The 22,978-nt window shown below is 70.1% G+C and carries 21 protein-coding genes (1 of these 21 running past the window's edge); 8 read left to right on the top strand and 13 right to left on the bottom strand.

The features are described from left to right. Positions 1-29: 29 nt before the first annotated feature. From O7616_RS04365 to O7616_RS04350, 4 genes are read left to right on the top strand one after another with little or no spacing between them, the layout of a single operon-like run. The gene (locus tag O7616_RS04365; RefSeq protein WP_282305713.1) at positions 30-833 is read left to right on the top strand and encodes a hypothetical protein; all 804 of its coding nucleotides are present in this window, start codon (positions 30-32) and stop codon (positions 831-833) included. Between the two features lie 15 nt (positions 834-848). After that, positions 849-4,808: a type VII secretion protein EccCa gene (eccCa, locus tag O7616_RS04360; protein ID WP_282305712.1), complete on the top strand. Its 3,960-nt coding sequence runs from the start codon at positions 849-851 to the stop codon at positions 4,806-4,808. Beyond that, positions 4,808-5,167 carry a hypothetical protein gene (locus O7616_RS04355; protein WP_282263846.1) on the top strand — a complete coding sequence of 120 codons (360 nt, stop codon included), beginning with the start codon at positions 4,808-4,810 and terminating at the stop codon, positions 5,165-5,167. Before eccCa ends, O7616_RS04355 begins: the two co-directional genes overlap by 1 nt. After that, positions 5,152-6,129 (top strand): DUF6177 family protein, encoded by a 978-nt coding sequence (locus tag O7616_RS04350; RefSeq protein ID WP_282305711.1) that lies wholly within the window; start codon positions 5,152-5,154, stop codon positions 6,127-6,129. The genes O7616_RS04355 and O7616_RS04350 overlap by 16 nt, the downstream gene beginning before the upstream one ends. A 48-nt stretch (positions 6,130-6,177) precedes the next feature. Here the strand turns inward: O7616_RS04350 and O7616_RS04345 are convergent, their stop codons facing one another. The 7 genes from O7616_RS04345 to O7616_RS04315 all read right to left on the bottom strand — a co-directional run bounded on the left by O7616_RS04345 (position 6,178) and on the right by O7616_RS04315 (position 11,969). After that, complete coding sequence (locus O7616_RS04345; RefSeq protein ID WP_282305710.1) at positions 6,178-6,873, bottom strand: hypothetical protein; 696 nt, start codon at positions 6,871-6,873, stop codon at positions 6,178-6,180. Further along, positions 6,870-9,362 carry a hypothetical protein gene (locus O7616_RS04340; RefSeq protein WP_282305709.1) on the bottom strand — a complete coding sequence of 831 codons (2,493 nt, stop codon included), beginning with the start codon at positions 9,360-9,362 and terminating at the stop codon, positions 6,870-6,872. The genes O7616_RS04345 and O7616_RS04340 overlap by 4 nt, the downstream gene beginning before the upstream one ends. Beyond that, positions 9,359-9,718 (bottom strand): DUF6507 family protein, encoded by a 360-nt coding sequence (locus tag O7616_RS04335; RefSeq protein WP_282305708.1) that lies wholly within the window; start codon positions 9,716-9,718, stop codon positions 9,359-9,361. Before O7616_RS04335 ends, O7616_RS04340 begins: the two co-directional genes overlap by 4 nt. 40 nt (positions 9,719-9,758) lie before the next feature. Beyond that, positions 9,759-10,064 (bottom strand): pore-forming ESAT-6 family protein, encoded by a 306-nt coding sequence (locus O7616_RS04330; protein ID WP_282263851.1) that lies wholly within the window; start codon positions 10,062-10,064, stop codon positions 9,759-9,761. 20 nt (positions 10,065-10,084) lie between these two features. Further along, complete coding sequence (locus O7616_RS04325) at positions 10,085-10,420, bottom strand: hypothetical protein (protein WP_282263852.1); 336 nt, start codon at positions 10,418-10,420, stop codon at positions 10,085-10,087. 168 nt (positions 10,421-10,588) lie between these two features. Then, positions 10,589-11,218, bottom strand: coding sequence for a class I SAM-dependent methyltransferase (locus O7616_RS04320; RefSeq protein WP_282305706.1), 630 nt, complete (start codon positions 11,216-11,218; stop codon positions 10,589-10,591). Between the two features lie 88 nt (positions 11,219-11,306). Next, positions 11,307-11,969, bottom strand: coding sequence for a hypothetical protein (locus tag O7616_RS04315; RefSeq protein ID WP_282305705.1), 663 nt, complete (start codon positions 11,967-11,969; stop codon positions 11,307-11,309). 133 nt (positions 11,970-12,102) lie between these two features. On the opposite strand from O7616_RS04315, the gene O7616_RS04310 reads away from it, so the two are divergent. The 4 genes from O7616_RS04310 to O7616_RS04295 all read left to right on the top strand — a co-directional run bounded on the left by O7616_RS04310 (position 12,103) and on the right by O7616_RS04295 (position 17,825). Then, positions 12,103-13,368 (top strand): HupE/UreJ family protein, encoded by a 1,266-nt coding sequence (locus O7616_RS04310; RefSeq protein WP_282307524.1) that lies wholly within the window; start codon positions 12,103-12,105, stop codon positions 13,366-13,368. A 143-nt stretch (positions 13,369-13,511) separates the two neighbouring features. Further along, positions 13,512-15,491 (top strand): FN3 domain-containing metallophosphoesterase family protein, encoded by a 1,980-nt coding sequence (locus tag O7616_RS04305; RefSeq protein WP_282305704.1) that lies wholly within the window; start codon positions 13,512-13,514, stop codon positions 15,489-15,491. Positions 15,492-15,582: 91 nt separating this feature from the next. Next, complete coding sequence (locus tag O7616_RS04300) at positions 15,583-16,650, top strand: DUF916 domain-containing protein (protein WP_282305703.1); 1,068 nt, start codon at positions 15,583-15,585, stop codon at positions 16,648-16,650. Between the two features lie 203 nt (positions 16,651-16,853). Next, positions 16,854-17,825 carry an NADP-dependent oxidoreductase gene (locus O7616_RS04295; protein WP_282305702.1) on the top strand — a complete coding sequence of 324 codons (972 nt, stop codon included), beginning with the start codon at positions 16,854-16,856 and terminating at the stop codon, positions 17,823-17,825. A gap of 4 nt (positions 17,826-17,829) precedes the next feature. Here O7616_RS04295 and O7616_RS04290 read toward each other — a convergent pair whose 3' ends face one another. The 6 genes from O7616_RS04290 to O7616_RS04265 all read right to left on the bottom strand — a co-directional run. Continuing rightward, positions 17,830-18,420 carry an HAD family phosphatase gene (locus O7616_RS04290; protein ID WP_282263871.1) on the bottom strand — a complete coding sequence of 197 codons (591 nt, stop codon included), beginning with the start codon at positions 18,418-18,420 and terminating at the stop codon, positions 17,830-17,832. 17 nt (positions 18,421-18,437) lie between these two features. After that, positions 18,438-19,694 (bottom strand): DUF6596 domain-containing protein, encoded by a 1,257-nt coding sequence (locus O7616_RS04285; protein ID WP_282305701.1) that lies wholly within the window; start codon positions 19,692-19,694, stop codon positions 18,438-18,440. A 2-nt stretch (positions 19,695-19,696) separates the two neighbouring features. Continuing rightward, positions 19,697-20,044 (bottom strand): YciI family protein, encoded by a 348-nt coding sequence (locus tag O7616_RS04280; RefSeq protein WP_348773871.1) that lies wholly within the window; start codon positions 20,042-20,044, stop codon positions 19,697-19,699. Between the two features lie 86 nt (positions 20,045-20,130). Then, entirely contained in the window at positions 20,131-21,351 is a 1,221-nt protein-coding gene (locus tag O7616_RS04275; RefSeq protein ID WP_282305700.1) for a low temperature requirement protein A, read from the bottom strand. Between the two features lie 82 nt (positions 21,352-21,433). Continuing rightward, entirely contained in the window at positions 21,434-22,486 is a 1,053-nt protein-coding gene (trpS, locus tag O7616_RS04270; protein ID WP_282305699.1) for a tryptophan--tRNA ligase, read from the bottom strand. A gap of 269 nt (positions 22,487-22,755) precedes the next feature. Further along, positions 22,756-22,978, bottom strand: the end of a protein-coding gene (locus tag O7616_RS04265) for a PRC-barrel domain-containing protein (protein ID WP_282305698.1). It continues 248 nt past the right edge of the window; the window shows 223 of its 471 coding nt (coding positions 249-471); the start codon falls outside the window, past its right edge — the gene reads right to left on this strand; it ends in the stop codon at positions 22,756-22,758.

Here is a 22,978-nt window from a genome sequence, read left to right as displayed (position 1 = left end):
CGCGGCGACTGTGGCGCAGCGTCAGCCGAATGTTCACCAGTGGACAGGCCACCCGGGAGTTGGCCGACCTCGCGGCCGAGGTGCAGGTGCCGGTCCACACCGGGCGGCGCATCGCGGTCGCCTCGGTGCACGGTGGGGCCGGGAAGACCACCGTGGCAGCGGTGTTGGCGTCGGTCTTCGCGGCGCGGCGGGCCGATCCGGTGCTCGCCGCCGACGCCGACCCGTACGAGGGCTCGTTGACCTGGCGGCTCGGCGCGCCGGGCGAGCCGCCCCTGGAGAGGCTGGCACCCGATCTGATCGCCGCCCGGGGCGGCGACCTCCACGCGCTCGAGCCGTTCCTTCCGCGTACCGGAACGGGTTTGTGGGTGTTGCCGAGCGGCACCGCGAACCCGACGCTGTGCAGCGAGGTGACGCGGGCGCTGTCGCGGCTCTTCGCGGTCGCCGTCGTCGACTGCCCGCCCGGCCTGGAGTCCCGCACCGCGGCGGCGGCGATGGCCGACGCGCACTCGGTGGTGCTCGTCGCGGCGGGGACGCCGGACGGGGTCCGGGCCACCTACCAGGCGTTGCGCCGGATCATCGACGGCGGGTACGGGTCGTGGCTGGCGCGGGTGGTGGTCGTCCTGAGCACCAGCAATCCCGACGGCCGCGCCGCGCTTCTCGGCGACGCCGCCCGCGAACTGATCGAACACACCGGCGTGCCGGTGGTGGTGCTGCCCTACGACCGGCACCTGGCGGCCGGGGCGCTCATCACGCCGTCGCGGATCGGCGAGGCGACACTCGTCGAGGCGACCCGCGCGGCCGGCCTGGCGCTGGCCACGGCCCGGCGGATGTGACCGGAGGACGCCCTGATGTCGACGCGCATGGTGCACCGCCCCACCCGGGTCGCCCGTCCGGCGTCCACGATGGATCCGCTCGTGCTGGACGCGCCACCGCAGCTCCCCGACGGCCGATCCGCGGTCGGGCTGCAGGCGTTGCTGCCGATGGCAGGCGCGGGCGTGGCGATGAGCATGATGATGTTCCTGCGCGGCTCCGGTTTCGCCGCGTTGGGTGCGGTGGTCATGGTCGTCGCGCTGGCCGCCGCCGGAGCCATGTACCTCACCCAGCTCGGCAAGGCCGGTCGGCAGCGCCGGGTCCAGCGTGAGCGTTACCAGGACTACCTGGAAGAGCTACGCGAGCAGCTCCGCGAGGACGAGCAACGTCTTCAGGAACAGGCGACCGTGCTGGACCCGCCGGTCAGCCGGCTGCTCGACGTCATCCGCAGCCCGGCCCGGTTGTGGGAGCGCCGTCGTGCCGACGTCGACTTCCTGCGGGTACGGGTGGGCATGGGCGCGTTACCGGTCCGGCCGATCCAGCTGCGCGAGCAGAGCACACCGACCAACCCGCTCGACCCCTTCATGCGTCACGAGGCACAGTCGCTGATGCGCCGCTTCGAGCTGACGCCCGGGCTGCCGGTCCGGGTCGACCTGGACTGCGCCGGTGACGTCAGCGTGATCTCCCCGGACTACGACGAGGTGGTCGCCCTCGCCAGCGCCGTCCTCGTGCAGGTCGCCGCGTTCCACGCCCCCGACGACGTGACGCTCGCGGTCGTCACCACACCGGAGCGGGCGACGACCTGGCAGTGGGCCCGTTGGCTGCCGCACCTGCTCGACCGCGCCTCGATCGGCCCGAGCGGCCCGACCCCGCTCCTGGTCACCGCTCCCGAGACGCTCGCCGAACTCCTCGCCGCGGACCTGGAGGAGCGCGCCACCAACGCGCTCAAGTCGTTCCGCCACAACGCCGGCCGGGCCGAGGCCCGTACGCGGTCGCGGCTGCTGGTCATCGACGACGCCCACGGCGGGGTGGCCCGAGCGCTGGCGAGCCCCGACCAGTTCGTGGGCCTCGGGAGCCTCGGTGTCACAGTCGTCCACCTGCTCGCCGACCGGCTGCACGAGCCAGGCGACATCTCCCGGCGGATCACCCTCGACGGTGGTTCGCTGACCCTGGAGGATCTCACCGCGTCGCCGCCGATGACGGTGGTCGGCACTGTCGACGAGGTGCCGGTGCCGCTGGTGGAGGGCCTCGCCCGGGGGATCGCACCGCTGCGACTGTCGGCCGACTCGTACGACGACGGCACCGGCACCCCGCCGGCCGACTTCCAGGACCTGCTGGGGTTGTCCGATCCCACGAACCTGGATCTGGCCACGCTGTGGCGGCCGCGGGGTGAGCGCGACTTCCTGCGCGTGCCGATCGGGGTGGATCCGGTGGGACGACCGGTGTTGCTCGACCTGAAGGAATCCGCTCAGCTCGGGATGGGCCCACACGGGTTGTGTGTCGGCGCCACCGGGTCGGGCAAGAGTGAGCTGCTGCGGACGCTCGTCCTCGCCCTGGCGGCCAGCCATCCGCCCGAACGGTTGGCGATGGTGCTCGTCGACTACAAGGGCGGTGCGACGTTCGCGCCGTTCGCCGAGATGCCGCACGTCTCCGGCCTGATCACCAACCTGGTCGCGGACGCCGCGCTGGTGGAACGGATGTACACCAGCCTCGACGGTGAGGTGCAGCGCCGCCAGCAGTTGCTCGCGGACGCGGGCAAGGTCACCGACATCGTCGAGTACCACCTGCTGCGCGCGGTGCAGGGCGAGCGCAGCACCCTGCCCCCGCTGCCGCACCTGCTCGTGCTCATCGACGAGTTCGGCGAGCTGCTCGCCGCGAAGTCGGAGTTCATCGACCTGTTCCTCCGGATCGGTCGGATCGGCCGATCCATCGGGGTGCACCTGCTGCTGTCGAGCCAGCGGGTCGAGCAGGGCAAGATGCGCGGCCTGGAAAACTACCTGGCCTACCGTCTCGGGCTGCGCACGCTCACCGAGATGGAGTCGCGCACCGTCCTCGACACCGTCGACGCGTTCCAGCTGCCGCCGCTACCCGGCAACGGGTACCTGAAGGTCGACGTCTCGATCTACCAGCGGTTCAAGGCCGCCTACGTGTCCGGCCCGCTCACCGACGGCGCCGACGCCGAACTCGCCCCGATCGTCGGCCCGATGGCGAAGCCGATGCCGGTGTTCGGCACCGTCCGCCGGGACACCGACGACGGCGTACCCGAGGAGCCGAAGGCGACCAAGCGCACCACCGGTCCGACGCTGCTCTCCACGGTGGTCGAGCAGATGGCCGCGAGTGACCAACGCGTCCAGGCGATCTGGCTACCGCCGTTGCCGCCCGCCCTCACCCTCGACCAGGCAGCCGGAGGGATCCGCAGCACCCCGGAGGGGCTCCGGCTGGAGATCGCCGGGCAGGCCGGAGCCGGGTTGCCGGTGCCGCTCGGCCGCCTCGACGATCCGGCCCGCCAGTGGCAGGGCCCCTGGCTGGTCGACCTGGCCGGCAGCGGCGGCAACGCACTCGTGCTCGGCGGGCCCGGCACCGGCAAGACGACCACGCTGCGCACCCTGGCCCTGGGTCTGGCCACCACCTACCGCCCGACCGACGTCGGTATCTACGGCATCGACCTGCTCGGCAACGGGTTGTCGGGCCTCACCGGGCTGCCCCATGTCGGCGGCGTCGCCAGTCGTGAGGACCGGGAGCGCATCCGCCGCACCGTCGACGAGGTGCACGCGATGCTCTCGCAACGCCAGCGGATCTACACCCAGCACCAGTTCGACACCATCGAGGACCTCCGTGCCGCCGACGAACGCGTACGCGCGGAGGTCGGCTGTGTCGACGTGGTGCTGCTGATCGACGGGTACGGCCAGCTCAACACCGAGTTCGAGAGCCTCGAACCCAAGGTGCACGACCTGCTCGCCAGAGGCGGCCGCTACGGCATCCACGTCATCGGCACCGCCCGACGGTGGAACGAGGTTCGCGCCGCCCAGCAGGTCGCCTTCGCCAACCGCATCGAGCTGCGGCTCACCGAGCCCGCCGAGTCCAGCATCGACGGCAGGCTGGCCCGGGGCATCCCGTCCGACCAGCCCGGGCGGGCGCTGACCAGCGGCAAGCTGTTCGCCCAGGTCGCCCTGCCCCGCCTCGACGGCCGGCCGGATCCGGCGAACGCCGGTCTGGTCTCCGCCGCCGAGTCGGTACGCGGATCGTGGTCCGGGCCACTGCCACCACCCGTGCGGGTGCTCCCCGCGGTACTTCCGCTGGCCGACCTCGCCGACACGCCCGCCGGGCACGGGGTGGTCCCCTTCGGCCGGTTCGAGAGCGACTTCAGCCCCGCCGTGCTCGACCTCTTCGGCCAGGACCAGCACTTCCTCGTCCTCGGCGACCCCCGCACCGGCAAGACGAACCTCTTGAAGCTCGTGGCCGAGGAGTTGATGGGGCAGTACTCCTCCGACGAGCTGGTGTTCGCCGTGTTCGACCCGCGCCGCGGGCTCGCCGACGTGGTGCCGGACGCGTACTGCGGCGGATACGCCACCAACGCGACGCTCGCCCAGCAGTTGTCGGCGGCGGTGTGCAAGGAACTGGCGACGAGACAGCCGTCCGCGTCGGCGCGGCACCGGATCGTGCTGCTCATCGACGACTACGACATCCTCGCCGCGTCGGCCAGCCAACCGCTCGGCGCGTTCGTCCCCTACGTGGCGGCCGCACGCGACACCGGCCTGCACGTCGTGATGACACGTCGGGTGGCCGGTGCCTCGCGCGGCCTGTTCGAGCCGTTTCCACTGGCCGTGCGCGAGGCCGGTTGTCTGAGCCTGCTGATGTCCGGTGACCGCACGGAGGGCCAACTCTTCACCGGGGTACGGCCGACGGTCCTACCGGTGGGCCGCGGGCAGCTCATCCGCCCGGGTCACTCCCCACGCATGACGCAGACCGCGTACCTCGGCGAGACCAAGGAGCACTGATGACGTACGACACGGTGGCCCTGTGCCGCTCCGAGCCCGACGCCGCCACGATGATCGGCGCCCTGGTCGCGGTCGGTTCCGACCTCAAGATGGACACAGTCGACGCTGCCGGGCTGGTGCAGTTGTTCGACCCTGCCGACGGTCGGTTGTTGCTGACCGTCGAGACCGCGCGGCTGGTCCAGGTGCCGGGCGAGGCGGAACGGCTGCTCGGCGTCGCGCTGGATGACTCCTTCGGCGGCCGGGTCTGGTGGGTGGAGAGCCGCGCACCGGACGGCGACCCGCAGGCCGCCGAGGTGACCCGCCGTTTCACGACCGCGCTGGTATCGATAACGGGAGGACTGACATGGGCGAACCGATGACCGGTGCGACCGACACGATCACCGACCGAGCCGTCGTCCTGCACCAGAACCGCGCGGTGGTCGGCCTCTCGCCCTGGCTCGCCGAAGCGGCGGTCGACGCCGTCCGCAACGGGTTGCTGCTTCAAATCGTCACGCCCGAAGACGGCTCCATCACGTACCCGCTCGAAGTGATGCTGGCCCAGGCGCAGGGGCAGTGGGTGGTGCGCGCCGGCGACCAGTACCGCGACGGGCTCACCGGGCTGTCCCTGCACTGGGACGGCCGACGCTTCTCGGCGTCCAACGGGTCGCCCACCGGCGGCCCGCTGCCGACCGCCGTGCCGTGGTCCGGCGGCCTGGAGATCCAGATCGTCACGCTGCACCCGGCCACCGAGGCCCTGAACCTCGGCGCCAGCACCGAGACAGCCGTGCGCGCCCTCACCGGCGACGACCCGGCCGGGTGGGGCGTCGCCGAGCCGGTGACCGAGCGGTGGTCGCGCCGCGAGCTCACCTCGTTCTGCCGTACGCGGGCACCGGCACCGTCCAGCGTGACGATCGTCGGCGGGGAGCGCGGTTCGGCGCTACTCGGGGTCCTGACGGTCGAGCGGGTCGACGTCGGCGTCCGCGAACAGCTCCGGCTGGCCGGCCCTCCGCTGTCGGCGGTCGACGAGGAGACGGTCGAGACACTCGCCGAGACGTTGGCGACGACAGTGCGCAGCATGATCGTGACAGTGCACCCGGGCCGGTCCGGCGGGCTACGGTCCAGCACACCGAGCCTTCCGGCACTGCCGTTGGGCATCCTGGTCGGCCGTCAGGAACAGGCGCTCGACTCCGAGCCGGAGGTGGTCCCGGGCCGGGCGCTCGGCCGGGGCGCACGCCGGGCGTGGTGGTACAGGGTGGACAGAGGGCCGGGGGCCCCGTACGAGAACCTCACTGCGGTGTTGCGCAGGTACGGCCTGAGCACCGCAGGCCAGGGCACCGGCTGAACGCTGTGGTGCCCGACCCCGGGAGGCGGCGCGGCGGGCCGCCTCCTACTAGATCGGTTCGTGTGTGCGGTCGATGAACGAGCTGACACTCTCCGCCTCTGCACGGGTCTTCTCGTGCAGGCCCGGCTCGTTGGCCAGGCGATGGAAGTAGCCCTTCTCGTCGGGGCCGCCGAGATCGAGGATCGTCGGAATGGTGATGACCGTCAGGCGCCACTGCAGACGAGGAGTCGCCTCTTTGAGCAGGTCGACCACTCGGGCTCGTTCCGAATCGTCCAGGTGATCGGGCCCGACCTGGCGGAGCCACCGGACCAGGCTTTCCGTCGCCCCCTGCAGGATGAAGAAAGCCCAGGACCGACCGACGCGGTCGACGACCTCGTCCGGCGGCGTCGTCCAGGTCGCGTCGAAGACGTCCTCCGCGTCCAGGTACGCCTCAGCCCAGTCACGGACCCTCTCGGGTGTGACGTCAGCGAGGGTCGGCATCGACTGCTTGAGCCTCGCGTACAGGATGAACCAGTAGTCGTCGAAGAACGCGCGGGGAAGACCCCAGTCGGTCTCGTCGCCGTAGCGGTCCTTGACGTCCACCAGGTAGGCGAGACACAACTCCAACGCCCGTACGGCCTCAGCCCGCTGCTGCGGGTCGGGCGGCAGCTCTCGCGTCGCCTTGCCACGCTCGACGGGATCCGCCAACCGCCATGGAACTGGCAGGGCGGCCAGCAGTTCGGGGGCAACCCATGGACCGGTCACAGGAAATCAACTCCGTAGGGCCTGAGGAAGTCACGCGCCGCGTCGAGATTCGGCAGGTGCTCGGCGAACCAGGGGCCCGGCTTGCGCATCGGATGCGCCGGATCGACCGCGGCCCGCTCCACGGCCTGGTGCAGTGCGGTCAACTGCTCCCCCGACAAGGTACGCCCGCCGAACGTGATCGGTACGTTCTGGTCGGCGAGCCGTTCGATCGCCATCTGTGGCGGGTCGTTGCCGGTGCGACTGAAGAGCCCTGTCCAACCATCGTCGGTGCCGACCCGGATGCTCACCTCCCGTCCTGGCGCGCCGTCACGCCAGTCGAGCATGCGCTCCAACTGAGCGGGGTCGGATCGGAACTTGTTCGCGACGGTCTGGGCGTTGGCCTTGACCTCGACCACGTGCACGTTGCCGTCAGCAGTCTGGTAGACCAGATCGGCCTCCGGGATGCGACCGGTGTCGACGACCGTACCGTTGCCCAGGTTGACTCGTTCGCCGGCGACGACGTTCAGGCCGATCTTGCTTCCCGGTGCGAGATCCCCGCTCTGGAGCACCTCGTTCGCGGCGCGCAACTCCGTCGCCGCGCCATCGAAGGCGGAACGGTCCCCGTTCAGGTTGTCGAGCGTGTCCCGGAAGATGTCCGCCTGCCGGTCGACACTACCCGCGAGCCGCCCGGAGTCCTGAAGGTCCAGGAAGTCCCGGGCGGCCTGGTTGGCCATGCCGTCCGGCAGGTCGGTACGGGCGAGCAGGTTCTCCACCTGTGCCCTGGCTCCAGGACCGAGCCGATCGGCCTGGTCGAGCAATCGCTGCTGCTCGGTCGGCGTGAGGTCCCGCCCCCGGTCTGGACTGACCCCGTCCGGCCCGTTCGCGTCGGGGGTGTTGCCCTCAGGCGTGTTGTCGCCCGGCGTGTTCCCGGGAGTGTTGTCGTCGGGCAGGTTGCCCGGTGGCGTGTTGTTGTCCGGGACGTTGCCGGAGGGCGTGTTGCCCTCAGGCGTGTTTCCACCCGGGGTGTTACCAGGCGTGTTGTCGCCCGGCGTGTTCCCGGGAGTGTTGTCGTCGGGCAGGTTGCCCGGCGGTGTGTTGTTGTCGGGCAGGTTGCCCGGCGGTGTGTTGTTGTCCGGGAGATTGCCGGAGGGCGTGTTGTCGTTCGGCAGGTTCGTGGCCGGTGGGTTGTCTTCCGGCACGTTCCGAACGGGTGGGGTGTCGCCTGGGTTGTTGGCACCCGGGTTATTGCCTCCAGGGTTGTTGCCGCCATCCATGTTCATCTGATTGCCGCCGCGCTCGTTCGGCATCTCGACGTCGAAGCTGCGCCCGACCGGCGCGTCGCCCGCGATGGAGGGCACGAGACCGAGCTGCGGAATCTGGATGTCGAACTTCTTGGCGAAGTTGATGGCGACCTCGCCCACGGTGGGCAGGTTGTCGAGCCAGTTGCCGACGCGGACCAAGCCGGCGCTGATGCGGGCGGCGGTCGCGCTGCCCCGGATGCTGTTGACCGCTGCGCCGGCGCCGCGCAGGCCGGAGGCGGCGCCCTTGGTGCCGAGGACGGCAGAGACGATGTTGAACGCGGCGAGACCGCCGGCCCTCGACTTGTCCTCGCCCCACATGTCGTAGGCGATGATGGTCTTACCCGCGTTGAGCAGGAGGTTGCCGGCCTCGCGTTTCTCCATGAACGGCATGCCGACCGTCTGGTCGATCACGATGGTGACCGGGTTGATGTAGATGGAGACCGCCCAGACGAACTTGCCCAGGCCCAACCAAGCCTGGCCGGCGGTGTCCCAGCTCCATTCGCCGGTGGTGGGGTCGCGGCCGATCAGCGCACCGAGGTCTCCGAGCATGGTGACGAAGCCTTCGCCGATGCCGCCGAAGAACGCGCCGACGTCACCGAGGAAGCCGCGGTCGTGTTCCTCGGTGCTGCCCCAGGGCAACGCCCCGTCCTCACCGGCAGCGGCGTTCAGGGTGTCGGCGTCGAAGCCGTACTCGCCGTCTTCGGCCTTACCGTCGGCGTTGTCGGCGCGGTACTGACGGCCGCCGTAGAGGGCGTTGATGGTGTTGGCGCACTTGCGCTGCGCTTCGAAGAACGCGGCGACCTGCGTGTTCACCGCGGAGATCAACCCGTTGTGCTGGTTGACCTTGCCTTCGTCCTCGCGCCAGTCCTCGTCTCCGGTGGTGGAGGCGACGAACTGTTCGGCTTGACCCTTGAGCGCGGCGAGTTGGGCCTTGATCTCCTTGACCTCGGTGGCGTACGTGGCCAGGGCGGTGCCGACGGCTTGGACGTCCTCGCCGACCGACGCCGACACGGTGCGGATCGGGCCGGACGCGGCGAACAACTGCGCCGCCTCCGGGGCCTCGTAGACTGCGGCCAACCCCTGCCAGGTGGTGTCGACAGCCTGACCGGTGTTGGCGAAGTCGACGCCGGTGGTTTTGATCGTCTGTGCGTGGGTGGCCAGCAGGTCCATGTCACCCGGAATCTGCGGGATCTCCCCCGGATTGATCATCGCGGCACCGCCTGACGGCCCGGCCCCGGCATCGTGGCCGACGGGTCGGGTGCCGCCGAGGCGCTGCGCTGCGCGTTGGCGGCCATGTCCAGATCACCCTGGACATAGGCGTTCGTCGCCTGCGCCGCCGCATTCATACACGCCCCCGTGCGAGTGAACACGAACTCGAGGTCGGTACGGATCGACTCCACGAAGCCCTGAAGCGCCTGCCCGACGATCTCCGAACTCGACTGGACGGCAGAACCCTCCAACGCCGAGTTGAAGTTCTTCATCTGCCCCTCGAACGGGGCGGCCGCGGCATGCGTGCGATTCAGGACATCACGCACTCCACCGGGGGAGATATCCCAGGCGCTCACGCTAGTGCTCCCTCGTCAACACTGGTAAGGAAAACCTGGCTCAGCCGATGGACTGCACCGCCGTGCGCGCCTTGGCCAACGTGGTCGTCGCCGTGTCGTCGTTCTTCACCATGGTGGTCTTGACCAGTTCGATGATCGTGCGCACCTCGCTCGCCGCGCGGTTCCACCGATCCTCGACCGTCCGGTATTCCTCCGAGACACCGTCGGCCTGGAAGTCCGCCATCGCGGCCGAGACATCTGCGCTGCGCTGCGATATCACCGCCTCCAACCGGGCGATGATCCCGGCGAGGTCACCCTGAACCTGCTGCGAGGTGCCCACGTCAAAACTGCGTCGGTCCGTGCTCATAACCTGCCCACTCCCCCGGATCAGCGGCCGCTTGAGAACCTGGCGGCGTCGAAGTTGGCGGTCCCCGCCGCCGACGAGGCGTTGTCGGCCATCTCGGTGTCACCCTGACCGAACGCGGAATCCATTCCGCTCTGACCGCCGAGAATCGCGCCCAACGCCGAATTCAACGCAGCGGTGATCGAATCGGCGTTCGCCTTGAACGAGTCGAAAGCCACCCGCCCCGCACCGTTGAAGTTGCCCTGCAGCGGCTCGGCGGCGGCAATCAACTGCTTGATCAGACTCCCGAGATCATCTGACGACCCCTGAGTCTGCTTCGTGAGACTCCCGAGAGTCTGCGCTCCCATGTCGAACTTCATGCCGCGCCCTCCCCGTGCCGGGATGAATAACGTTCGCGGTCAATGCTACGACACCTCTGCAACCCGGACGGGTACAGACGGAGAGCGATAGATCAATTGGCGATTGCGCAGTTCTTGCCCCGGTAAGTCCCAAGAAATCGCAACGTCCAATGGAGGGCAGGCCCCGACCTACTCGGTCGGTGTGCCGCTGACGCAGGTGAGCACCCGGCCCTTGCCGCGTACGACGCTCGACCTGGTCGTCACGAAGCCGTGGGCTTGGAGCAGCACCTCGGTCGCGGTGAGATTCGCCGTGGCGTGCGCGGTGCCGGGCCGCTCGCCGAAGACGTAGAGCTGCCCACCGGGCGCGAACAGGCTTCGTACCCGGTCGATCTGCTGCGTCGCGTCGCCCAACCAGAACAGGCTGACGTTCACCGCGAAAATCTTGGTGAAGCGGTGGTCGGTGAGGTCGGCCGACTCGAATCCGGCACATCTGATCTCGGCTCTGCCGGCGTCGATGTGGCTCGTGTTCCGTTCGGTGGCGAGTCGCACCATCGTCGCCGAGCGGTCGACGGCGATGATCCGGCCGGTCCTGAGCTGGTCGGCGATCAGGGAGACGGCTGCTCCTCGCCCACAGCCGATCTCCAGCACCTGGTCGTCGGGCGCGATGGCCATCGTCCGCACCGCCCAGCGCTGTCGATAGGCCGCAGCCTCCCGCGCCGGTGCGGGAGACGAGGAGGCGTCGTCACCGCCGGGCGCGGCCGGACGGCGGTCCGGCAGAGCACGCATCCCACCGTCACTCGTGGTGTGTGCTCTGCTCACGCATCTGATTCCACCCTGCCGGACGGTTCCGCGCACCGTGTCCTCGGTCACCGGTGCCGGAGTCACCGGCTTCGGCCGGATCCGATCGTCAGAGCCAGATCACGATCCCGGTCAGGTCGTTGAGGACGGCGGCCACGCCTGCCCGGATGGCCGCGGCGCAGCGTTCCCCGGTGAAGGAGGCCGGGTCGTACGTCGAGGACGCCCCGAGCCCTTCGCCTCGGAACGACGCGCCGTCCCAGTCGACGGCCGTGACGTTGTGGGTGGGCTCGGCCAGCTCCGCGCCCACCACCAGGAACTTCTCGTCGAGATGACTCGGGGTGACCAGCGCGAGGGGATCGATGAGGTCGTTGCCCGCGCTGACGATGAGATCCGGGCCCATCTCCATCGCCTCGGCGATGCTGGGAACGGCGTCGTGGGCGTTGCCGACGACGATCGTGCGGAGATCGACGTGCTCGTCGCCCGCCCACTCCTTGACCGCGGTCACGAGGGCTTTGGTGGGGGCGTCGCCGCCGGCGGTCAGCAGCACCACCCGATAGTCCTTCGGCGGGTGCACGCCGGACCAGGAGCCCGGCTGCGGCGTGATCGTCGCCTCCGGCGCGGGCCTCGTGGAGGGGTCGACGAATCCTGGGCCGAGTGTGCCGACGGCGCTGGGTGCCGGACGCGGCTGGGACCAGTCGTCGCCGGAGTTGCAGGCGGTGACCAGCGCGGCGGTCGCGGCCAGCATGGCGACGGCCCGAAGCGGGGGGCGCAAGGTGGTCGTCCTCTCGGGTGGTGGCGCGGAGCGCGGATGCTTTCCCGTATTCCTATCGCAATTCCGCTCGACGGCGATGTCCGGGTAGCCATTCGGGAATTTGTTCTCCGGCGGTTCGTCGGCACGCGGGTTGGTGTTCACCCTCGGCATGCAACGTGCACTGGCCAACCAAGGGAGTCGCATGTTAGGGCGCGTCCGCCGCACCGTTATCGTCACCGCTGTCGGGATCGCCGCGGCGGTGATCCCATTTCTGGGCGCCGGTCCGGCGTCCGCGCACGGTTTCTCGTCGACTGTGTACACGAGAATCACTGCGGGAGACGAGGGTCACATTCGCACGGCGGTCGAGCTCGAATATGACCTCCTGGTCGTCTCCGCCGCCGATTCCGGTGACGACGATCCGCTCTTTCAGGCGGGGAACGCCGCGTTCGAGGCGGGTGACTCCGGTGCCCAGGCCGCGGCCCTGAAGAGCCATGCGTCGACGGTCCTCCGGTACGTCTCGGACCGTTTCGAGGTCAGGTCGGGGAGTACGGCGTGCCGGCCGACGCAGGTGGGCGACGCGACGATCGGCGAGCGCGAGGGCGTGCCGTACGCGGATCTGCTGCTGGACTGGACCTGCGCCGAGCGGGTCGACGAGCACGAGGTGCGCAGCGATCTCTTCCCGGACGGCGAGGGGTACGTCAAGGGCACCAAGACGATCGTCACCTACGAACTCGACGGCCGTACGGGCAGCGCGGCACTCGACACGGCCCACCCCTCCTTCTCCACCGGGCAGGCCTGGTACGACCGGTTCGGGGAGTTCTTCCTGCTGGGCGCCGAGCATCTGCTGTCCGGGATCGACCACATCCTGTTCCTGCTGGCGCTCATCGCCGGGTCGCGGCGGCTTCGCGAGATCGTGCTCGCGGCCACCAGCTTCACCCTGGCGCACTCGGTGACGTTCATGCTCGCCGCGCTCGGCCTGGTCGAGGTGCCGGCGTCGATCGTGGAGCCGGTGATCGCGTTGTCGATCGCCGTCGTCGCGGGCTGGCACCTGTGGGGAATCTGGCGGCGGGGTACCCACGCCGCCGACCTGGAGACGGCCGGGCACGGGCACCTCAGTCTGGACCGGGCCGGCTGGATCCGCCTCGGCGTGGTGTTCTGCTTCGGCCTCGTGCACGGCCTGGGCTTCGCCGGCGCGTTGGGCATCGACGAAGCGTGGTCGTGGACCCTGCTGTGGTCGCTGCTGGTGTTCAACGTCGGCATCGAAGTCGTGCAGTTGACCATTATCGCGGTTGTCTTCCCGCTGTTGCTCGTGCTGCGCCGCCGTGCGCCGAAAGCCGGTCTCTGGGCGACCGGTGCTGTTTCGGGAGCGGTGTCCATCATGGGCCTCATCTGGTTTGTGCAGCGCATTTCCGGGTCCTGAGTAAGGCTAAGTAGTTCGCGAAGTGCAGTCTTTCGCAAGATCATGTTCATGATCGGTTCATCGGGCGGCGAAAGCGTGGATCCGCTTCCCCAGCGTCGGGTGAAGACACATCCATTTCTCTATTTGAAAAGGGAACAATGTCGATGACATTGAGCACCTCGACACGGGCTTCCGGGCTCGTGCGGCGGCGCCTGGTCGCCGGGGTCGTCGCCGGCTTCCTGGGAATGGGAGCGGCCCTCGGTAGTGGCCTGATGGCCACCGCGAGCGCGGCCGAGTCCACCACGATCAGCAGCGTGATCCTCGGCGTCGGCGCCGACGAGACCCAGCGCATCGTGACCTGGTACTCCTCCGCCGACACCGCCCAGAAGATCCAGCTCGCCCCGACCGCCGAGATCGTCAACGGCGAGTTCCCGGCGAACGCCGTGAGCTTCGACGCCGTCGGTGCGGCGAACACCTCCACCACCGGGTTCAACCGGCACGCCACGATCAGCAACCTGCGCGAGAAGACGGCGTACTCGTACCGGGTCGGGGCCGAGGGCAGTTGGTCCCCGACCTACGCCTTCAAGACGCAGGACTTCGAGGGCGACTACGACTTCCTGTTCTTCGGCGACCCCCAGATCGGCTCCTCCGGCGACCGGCTGAAGGACCAGGCCGGCTGGGAGGACACCCTGAAGGTCGCCACCGCGGCCAACCCGAACGCCGAACTGCTGGTCTCCGGCGGCGACCACGTCGAGTCCGCCAACGACGAGGGCCAGTGGACCTCGTTCATGGCTCCCGACCAGCTGCGCCAGTACCCCGTCGTCGCCACCATCGGTAACCACGACGTCGGCGGCAAGTCCTACGAGCAGCACCACTTCACCCCGAACACCGACCGCACGGCCCCGTACTACGACAACGGGAACCCGGCGGGCACCAAGTCCGGTGGCGACTACTGGTTCGTCTACAAGGACGTGCTGTTCATCGACATCAACAGCAACAGCTACAAGCTGCCGACCGACGGCAGCAACGCCGGTGACGCCGCCCACGTCGCGTACATCACCGACGTGGTCAACAAGCACGGCTCCGAGGCCAAGTGGAAGGTGCTGGTCTACCACCACTCCATCTACTCGCCGGCCAGCCACGCGACCGACACCGACAACAAGCAGCGGCGGGAAGACTTCACCACGGCCTTCTCGAACCTCGGCATCGACATGGTGCTGCAGGGCCACGACCACAGCTACTCGCGCAGCTACTCCATCAAGAACGGCCAGAAGGAGAACCCGGCCGAGAAGCCGGGTGCTGCCGACGTCTTCCCCGGCCCGGGCGGCGTCATCTACGTGACCGCCAACTCGGCCTCCGGCTCGAAGTACTACGACATCAAGAAGCCGGACACCAGTGGCACGGGCATCCGGGGCAACGGCCCGGACCCGCTGGACCCAAACAAGTACTGGTACAACTCCGTGCAGAACCAGGAGCACGTCCGCAGCTACGTCAAGGTGCAGGTGCGCAGCGACAAGCTGGTCCTGGCCAACATCCGCAGCGGCACCTGCGCGGCGCCGAACGCGTCGGTCGAGAACGGCCTCTCCTGCGTCAACACCCCGGAGGGCCAGCCCGTCGGCTCGATCGTCGACAACGTGACGGTGCACCCGTTCAACGGTGACGGCCAGTCCATCCAGGTGAACGTGCCGAACCCGGCTCCGGGCGAGTTCGGCTGGACGATCGACGGCTACAACGGTCTGGTCGACCTGGGCACCGCGCAGGAGCGCGACGGCACCTACTTCCAGGCGAACGGCAAGATCAACCCGATCCTCGTGTCGGACAGCCGTCGTTCGCTCGCCCCGTGGTCGATCTCGGCCAACGTCGGCGACTTCTCCGACGCCGACAAGACCTTCTCGGGCTCCTACCTGGGTTGGACCCCGTACGTGCTGGACGCCGGAGCGGGTGCCGAGGCCGGCGCGCCGGTCCTGTCCTCCTACGACGACCAGGGCAAGGGCCTCTCGGTCTCCAGCGCCCTCGGTGCGGCCGCGCAGGGTCACCCCCGTGGTGGCGCCAAGCTCGGCGCTGACCTGGACCTGAAGATCCCGGACAGCATCGCGAAGGGTAGCTACCGCACCACCCTCACGATCACTGCGCTGAGCAGCTGACCGGACCGCTCCATTCGGCGGGGTAGGCACCTTCGGGGGCCTACCCCGCCACCCGTTTGCACTCCTCCCAAGATCACCTCAAGGAACCGACATGTACCCGTCCGTAACGCGCTGGAAGACACTCCTCCGTACGACCGCACTGTCAGTGCTCGCCGCCGTCGCGGCCGTCGGTGTCGGTGCCGTCCCCGCCTCGGCGGCGGAGGGCAACGTCGCCTGGACGGTCCGGACGGCCTCCAACAGCTACGGCGAGGCCCGGTCCAGCTACAGCTACAACGTCAACCCCGGTGGTGCCGTCGAGGACGCCATGGTCGTGGCCAACCGCGGCTCCGCGCCGCTGACCCTCGCCGTGTACGCGGCCGACGGCTTCACCACCGACGCGGGCCAGCTCGACCTGCTCACCAAGGACAAGAATTCCGTCGCCGTCGGCGCCTGGGTGAAGGCGAACGCCGACAGTGTCGTGGTCCAGCCCGGCAAGACCGTGCAGGTGCCCTTCAAGATCAGCGTGCCGGAGAACGCGACCCCCGGTGACTACGTCGGCGGCATCCTCACCGCGCTGACCCAGACCGACCAGGCCGAGGGCATCAACGTCGACAGGCGTCTCGGTATCCGGATCAAGTTGCGGGTCGGCGGCGAGCTGAAGCCGAACCTCGCGATCGAGGACCTCCACGTCGCGTACGCCGGCTCGTCCAACCCGTTCGCCAAGGGCGACGCCACGATCACCTACAAGGTCCACAACGTCGGCAACGCCGCCCTGTCCGGCCGGCAGGAGGTGACGGTCTCGGGTCCGTTCGGCCTGCTGCGGGTACGGGCCGGTGACATCGCCGCACCGCCGGAGCTGCTGCCCGGCGAGAGCTGGAACGTGACGGTGCCGGTGCCCGGGGTGGCTCCCGCCGTCTCGCTGGCCGCGACCGCGACAGTCACCCCGCTGCTGACCGACGCCTCCGGTTCCACCACCTCGCTCAAGCCGGTCCAGGCCACCGCGCACGGCTGGGCCCTTCCCTGGATGCTGGTGCTGGTGTTCGTCGTCCTGATCGCCGTGCTCGTCGCCGCGTACCTGTACCAGCGCCGCAACCGGACGCAGCGCAAGGCGCGCGAGGACGCCCGGGTACGCGACGCCGTCGAGCAGGCCCTGCGCGGCCCGAAGCCGCAGACGTCCTGATCATGGCTCTCGTCACCGCCGCCGGCCCTGGTCGGCGGCGGTGTGCTTTCCCGTCGCTTGCTCCGCCCGCCCGGCTACGCCCTGTCGCGGCGCGTCGGTCCGGCCCGGTCGTCCTTGTGGGTGAACGGTGTTCGGCGCCCGGTCAGGGCTGTCCCCGAGGCGGCATGCTGCGACGGGGACGCCGGCACGGAGAGGGAATCCACATGGTTGACGGGGATGTGCCAGAGCGGATGCAGGCCGCGGCCTTCGACGAGTTCGGTGGGCCGGAGGTGATCACGCTGCGCAAGCTGCCGATCCCCGAGGTCGCCGACGACGAGGTGCTGATCAAGGTCCTGAGCGCGGGCGTGGGGGTGTGGGACGCGTACGAGCGGCAGGGCATCCTCGTGCCGGAGGGCTCGTCCCTGCCGATCGTGCCCGGCTCCGACGGCGCCGGCACCGTCATCGCGGCCGGCAGCAAGGTGTCCAACGTCGCGGTCGGCGAACTGGTCTACGTCTCCGCCACGACCCGGCCCAAGGGTGGCTGTTACGCCGAGTACGCGGTCGTCAAGGCGGAGTACGCGGCGAAGGTGCCCGACGGCGTACCGGCCGAGCACGCCGGGGCCATGCCCACCGACGCGCTGACCGCCTTGGCGGGGCTCGACACGCTCAGCCTGTCGGCCGGCGCCTGGTTGCTCGTCTTCGGGGCGAGCGGCGGTCAGGGCCACCTGGCCGTGCAGTTGGCCAAGCGCCAGGGGCTGAACGTCATCGCCGTGGCCTCCGGGGCGGACGGCGTCGCACTGGTGACCCGGCTCGGTGCCGACATCTCCCTCGACGGCCACGGCGACCTGGACGACGTGCTCGCCCGCATCCGGGACGCGGCACCGGCGGGAGTGGACGCCATCCTCGCGATGGCCGGCGGCGCGCCGGTGGACCGGCTCACCGAGGCGCTTGTCGACGGCGGCGTGGTCGCGTACGCCCACGGGGTGCAGCCGGAGCCGAGCGAACGCCCCGGCGTCGTGGTCCGGGCGTACGACGGCGAGTCGAACCCCCGGCAGTTGCAGCGCCTCAACGAACTCATCGAGGCGGGACCGTTCGTGGTGCACGTCGCGGAGACGTTCCCGCTGGGCAAGGTGCGGGAGGCACACCAGCGTCTGCAGACCTCCTACGCGGGGAAGCTCCTGCTGACGGTGGCCTGAGACCTCAGCTCGTGCGCTGCTGCGGCACCCGTACCGAGGCCATGCCGGCCGCCGTCGCGGCCTGGATGCCCAGGTCGGTGTCCTCGAAGACCAGGCACGACTCCGGGGGTACGCCGAGGTGTTCCGCCGCGAGCAGGAACGCCTCCGGGTCGGGCTTGGCCCGCGTGTAGTCGTCGGCGCAGACCAGCACGTCGAACCGGTCCAGGAGGCCGAGCGCGTCGAGGGAGGCGGTGACCGAGGCGCGGGTGCTACCGGAGACGACCGCGAACGGCACCCGCCGGTGCGCGTCGTGGATGTGCGCCAGCACGTCGGGCACCGCGGCGAGCTGCGGCAACAACTCCTGGTAGATGCGCTCACGGTTCTCGACGACTGTCGCGACCGGCATCGCCAGACCCTGCTGCTCGTTCAGGGCGACGATGATGTCGGCGGTCGGCCGGCCACCCCAGGCGTAGAAGAGGTCCTCCGGGAACTCGCAGCCCCACTCTTCCAAGGCCCGCTGCCAGGCCACGTAGTGCAGCGGCATCGAGTCGACGATCGTGCCGTCGCAGTCGAACAGGTACGCGGCGAACTCACCGGGAGGCAGAGGCAGACTCACCCGGCGAAGGGTACAGCTCACTCGGCCGTGACGGCTCTGAGCCGGCCGAGCAGGTAGGCCCGCTCCGGCTCGGTGCCGACCAGCTCCAACGCGCTGCGGTACGCCTCGGCGGCCTCGTCGTACCGGCCGAGCCGCCGCAGCAGGTCGGCCCGTGCCGCCGGATAGGGATGGTGGCCGCGCAGACGCGGATCGTCGGCCAACCCGTCGAGCAGGGCGAGCCCGGCCTCCGGTCCGTCCCGCATCGCCACCGCGGCGGCCCGGTTGAGCGCGACGATCGGCGAGGGCACCAGGTCGAGCAGCACGTCGTAGAGCGCCACCACCTGCGGCCAGTCGGTGCCGGCCACGTCCGCCGCCTCGTCGTGCAGGGCGGCGATGGCGGCCTGCAACCCGTACGGGCCGGGGGCGGGCCCGGTCAACGCGACCACCACCAGCCCGCGCCCCTCCTCGATCATCGGGCGGTCCCAGCGCCCCCGATCCTGGTCCTCCAGGAGGACCATCGCGCCGTCCGGCCCGGTCCGCGCGTCCCGCCGGGCATGGACCAGCAGCATCAGACCGAGCAGCCCGGCGACCTCCCGCTCGGCGGGCAGCAGCCGTCGAAGGATCCGGCCCAGCCGGATGGCCTCCTCGGCCAGGTCGATCCGTTGCAGATCCGGGCCGGAACTGGCCGCGTACCCCTCGGTGAAGACCGAGTAGACGGCCTGGAGCACGGTCGGCAGCCGAGCGGGTAACTCGTCCTCGCCGGGCACCCGGAACGGGATACGGGCGTCCCGGATCTTCCTCTTGGCCCGGACGAGTCGCTGGGCCATCGTCGCCGGCGGCACCAGGAAGGCCCGCGCCACCTCGACGGTGGTGAGACCGGCGAGAAACCGCAGGGTGAGCGCCCCGCGGTCCGGCGCGGCCAGGGCCGGATGCGCACAGGTGAAGAAGAGCGCCAACCGGTCGTCGGGCAGGTCGCGGTCCGCGTCGGCGGGTGGGGCGGGGTCGGCCCGTTCGGCCTCCGCCCGGAGTACGGCGAGCCGCGTCGCCAACACCCTGTCGCGTCGCAGCCGGTCCACCGCCCGTCGCCGGGCCGTGGTGAGCAGCCAGGCGCCGGGCCGGCTCGGAACGCCGTCGGTCGGCCAGTGCACGAGCGCCGCCTCGATGGCCTCGGACGCGACCTCCTCGGCCAGGTCGAGGTCCCCGAAGCGGTGCACGAGCGAGGCGAGCAGTCGACCGCGTTCCTCCCGGAAGACCGCCTCCACCGACGACCCGACTGCTGCCTCCCCGTCCGTCATGGTCAGCCCGGCATGTCGAATTCGAAGATCGGGCGAACCTGGACCGAGCCGGTACCGATGGCACCGGGGCTGCGGGCCGCCCAGTCCAAAGCGGCGTCGAGGTCCGGCACGTCGATGACGTCGTACCCGCCGAGCAGTTCCCGGGTCTCGGCGAACGGCCCGTCGGTGATCGTGCGCTCACCGCCGGGGCCGACCTGCACCGTCGTGCAGGTGGTCAGGTCCTGCAACGGGTACCCGGAAACCCAGACCCCGGCGTCCTTCATCTCCCGGTCGTAGCGGATCCAGTCCTCGACCGTGCACCCGTTGTCGACTGCCTCCCCGTCGGCCACGGGACTCATGAACAGCAGCATGTACTTCACGTTCTGGCTCCTCTCGGTGCGGCAGGTCGCCGTACAGCATGACGACGATCGGCGCCCGGGGATGTCGACACGGCACGTCAGATTTCTCCCGGCCGGACCGGCCGGGCGGGTTCCGGCCGCTCGTCGCGGCGATCCATCCGTCGCTCGAACCAGGTCACCCCGACCAGGAGGACGGTCAGCAGGGCGAGCGCCGCGAGTGGCGGCAGAGAACGGCCGACCGGCAGCAGGACCAGCGGCAGCACAGCCACGACGACCTGCGTCGGGTAGATCGTCCAAAGCGTCAGTCGGCGGAAGGCCAGCCTGCTGAGCAGGTAGACGGCCGCGCCACCGTAGAGCGCGGTGGCCGCCTCCCAGCCCAGTGGATCGGCCTGCCCAGACTCCTCGGTGAGCCGGCCGATCACCTGCTCGATGCCGAGCGCGACGTAGATCGCCCCGATGATCAACGGCGAGTGCCCGAGGCCGTACGCGTCACCGGCGACGTGGCCGCGTCGCTCACCCGGCACGTTGCGGACGGCCTCCCGCGCGGCGGGTGCCAGCCGGTCGAAGTAGAGCCACCACAGGCACACCGTGCTGGCGAGACCGAGCAGCGCGGCGGCCACCGCCGCACTGATCGGCGCCACCGTCCGCGGCCCCGCACCGGCGGCGATCAACGACTCGCCCAGCGCGATGATGAGCACCAGACCGAACCGCTCGGTGAAGTGGCCCACGCTGCGCACCTGCCACGGCCGGAAGGCGGACGCGATCCGGGCGCCACCGATGTCGGTCAGCAGCGCGACCGTCCAGAGCGCGGTCTGGGCCTTGCCGCCGAGCAGCGCCCCGCCGATCAGCGGAAACCACGCCAGCACCACCGGCACGGTGAAGAAGCGCAGCGTCGAACGCATCGGCTGGCCCGTCGTGCTCACCCAGAACAGGAGCACGAGCTGCACCGCACGGCCGACGACGTAGGCCAGGGCGAGCGCGAGCGGCGCGTCCACGAGCCCCGGGCCCTGGGTCCACGCGTCCGGCAGCACCAGGGCGGCCACGAAGATCGCCGCCATCGCGACCAGGGTGGCCGCGCGGACCAGACCGACGTCCGCGCGCACCAGGTTTCCCACCCAGGTGTACGGGCCCCAGGAGTAGAGCAGCAGCAGGAGCAGGAGCAGCCCTTGGGCCAGGGTGAGCGCGGTCGGCGACCCGGCCATGAACGTGATGACCCGGGTGAGGGCGAAGACGAAGACCAGATCGAAGAAGATCTCGAACATCGTGGTTCGGTGCGTCTCCGCGACCGGCACCGGCCGAACGCCCGAAATCCCCCTCATCCCCGCATTCTGCGCCACGGTGCAGGTCGAACCGGCCGACGGTCCGACCGGTCCCCCCGCCGAGCACCCGAATGCTCCCGCCTCACGTCTGCGCCCGACGCCGGCTCCGCTCAGCCCGCCGCCGCACCTGCTGGTAGGCGCCGGTCAACCCCATCGCCCGGCGTACCTCGATCACGGTTTGCCGAACCTCCTCCCGGGTCCGTTCGGTGCCCTCGATGATCAGCCGGTCCACCAACCCGTGGTCCGCCTCGATCTCGGCCCGCCGCTGCCGAATCGGCGCCAGGAGCGCTTCCAACGCGACGACCAGCCGTTCCTTGACCTCCACGTCACCGACCTGCCCGGCCCGGTAGCGCCGGGCCAGGTCGGCGACCTCGTCGCGGTCCGGATTGAAAACCTCGTGGTACGCGAACACCGGGTTGCCCTCCACCGTGCCGGGCACGTCGGCCCGTACCCGGTTCGGGTCGGTGTACATGCCGAGCACCTTCCGGCGCACGGTGGCGGCGTCGTCGGACAGGGCGATGGTGTTGCCCCGGCTCTTGCTCATCTTGGCCGCGCCGTCGGTGCCCACCAGGCTCGGCGTGTCCGCCGGGATCAACTCGGGCACCGGGAAGACCGGGCCGTACAGGTGGTTGAACCGGCGCGCGATCTCGCGGGTCACCTCCACGTGCGCCGCGTTGTCCCGACCGACCGGGACCACCTCGCTCCTGACGCAGAGGATGTCAGCGGCCTGGAGCACCGGGTAACCCAGCAACCCGTACGGCATCTCCTCCTTGCCGGCGTCGCGGGCCATGTCCTTGAGCGACGGAACCCGTTCCAGCCGGGGAACGGTCACCAGGTTCTGGAGAAGCGTGTTGAGGTCACCGACCTCCGGGATCGCCGACTGGAGGTAGAAGGTCGCCCGCTCCGGGTCGACGCCGGCGGCCAGGATGTCGGTCACCATCTCCCGGGCGTTACCGGAGACCTGCTCGATGTCCGCACGGCGGTTGCGGGTGGTGAGCATGTGCAGGTCGGCGATGATGAAGAAGCTTTCGTAGCGCCGGTGCAGCCGTACCCGGTTGGCGATGCTTCCGACGTAGTGGCCGAGGTGAAGGCGGCCGGTGGGCCGGTCGCCGGTGAGCATTCGTGCGACGGACATGGTGGTGTGCCTCTCGTATCCGGGGATGGGTGACGCGGGCGCGCGCCGAGCGGGGCCCGTTCGGGCCCCCTCGGTCAGCGGGATCGACTCAGCGAGCCGTCCGCCATCGCGCGCCGGCGCGGTACCGCAGACCACCGGCACGGAGGACGTTGAGAAGTTGCTCCCGGCCATCGCCGGGGCTGGTCGTGGCCCCGGGCAGCGCACCGAACGGGAGGCCGTCGACCGTTTCGGTCGCCTTCCACGCGCAGTTGCCCAGCCGGACCACGAGGTCAGATTACCCGCGGTATGGCCCCGGGCGGGGGAAGGTAGCTGTCGGCGTAGTAGCTGCCGACGCGTTCCCGGTACTCCGGGTCGGCGTGATCGGCGTCCAACGGTGGTGCGTCCTTGATGTCCTGCCGAGCCCGGTCGACGTGCACGACGCGGTCCTGGTGATCCACCCGGACCACCGTGCCGGCCGGCAGCAACACCTTCTGGCCGAAGATCCAGGGGCCG

The organism is Micromonospora sp. WMMD964 (genome assembly GCF_029581455.1).
Taxonomy (GTDB): Bacteria; Actinomycetota; Actinomycetes; order Mycobacteriales; family Micromonosporaceae; genus Micromonospora.
Note: the sequence above shows the minus strand (reverse complement) of the source record. Positions and strands in the feature narration are given on the sequence as shown.

What these genes read in the sequence shown, in the direction of transcription:
- O7616_RS04340 (WP_282305709.1), bottom strand. Translation starts at nt 9,362, where the DNA reads ATGATCAATCCGGGGGAGATCCCGCAGATTCCGGGTGACATGGACCTG.
- O7616_RS04285 (WP_282305701.1), bottom strand. Translation starts at nt 19,694, where the DNA reads ATGACGGACGGGGAGGCAGCAGTCGGGTCGTCGGTGGAGGCGGTCTTC.
- O7616_RS04295 (WP_282305702.1), top strand. Translation starts at nt 16,854, where the DNA reads ATGGTTGACGGGGATGTGCCAGAGCGGATGCAGGCCGCGGCCTTCGAC.
- O7616_RS04355 (WP_282263846.1), top strand. Translation starts at nt 4,808, where the DNA reads ATGACGTACGACACGGTGGCCCTGTGCCGCTCCGAGCCCGACGCCGCC.
- O7616_RS04365 (WP_282305713.1), top strand. Translation starts at nt 30, where the DNA reads ATGTTCACCAGTGGACAGGCCACCCGGGAGTTGGCCGACCTCGCGGCC.
- O7616_RS04280 (WP_348773871.1), bottom strand. Translation starts at nt 20,044, where the DNA reads ATGCTGCTGTTCATGAGTCCCGTGGCCGACGGGGAGGCAGTCGACAAC.
- O7616_RS04325 (WP_282263852.1), bottom strand. Translation starts at nt 10,420, where the DNA reads ATGAAGTTCGACATGGGAGCGCAGACTCTCGGGAGTCTCACGAAGCAG.
- trpS (WP_282305699.1), bottom strand. Translation starts at nt 22,486, where the DNA reads ATGTCCGTCGCACGAATGCTCACCGGCGACCGGCCCACCGGCCGCCTT.
- O7616_RS04350 (WP_282305711.1), top strand. Translation starts at nt 5,152, where the DNA reads ATGGGCGAACCGATGACCGGTGCGACCGACACGATCACCGACCGAGCC.
- eccCa (WP_282305712.1), top strand. Translation starts at nt 849, where the DNA reads ATGTCGACGCGCATGGTGCACCGCCCCACCCGGGTCGCCCGTCCGGCG.
- O7616_RS04300 (WP_282305703.1), top strand. Translation starts at nt 15,583, where the DNA reads ATGTACCCGTCCGTAACGCGCTGGAAGACACTCCTCCGTACGACCGCA.
- O7616_RS04330 (WP_282263851.1), bottom strand. Translation starts at nt 10,064, where the DNA reads ATGAGCACGGACCGACGCAGTTTTGACGTGGGCACCTCGCAGCAGGTT.
- O7616_RS04305 (WP_282305704.1), top strand. Translation starts at nt 13,512, where the DNA reads ATGACATTGAGCACCTCGACACGGGCTTCCGGGCTCGTGCGGCGGCGC.
- O7616_RS04275 (WP_282305700.1), bottom strand. Translation starts at nt 21,351, where the DNA reads ATGAGGGGGATTTCGGGCGTTCGGCCGGTGCCGGTCGCGGAGACGCAC.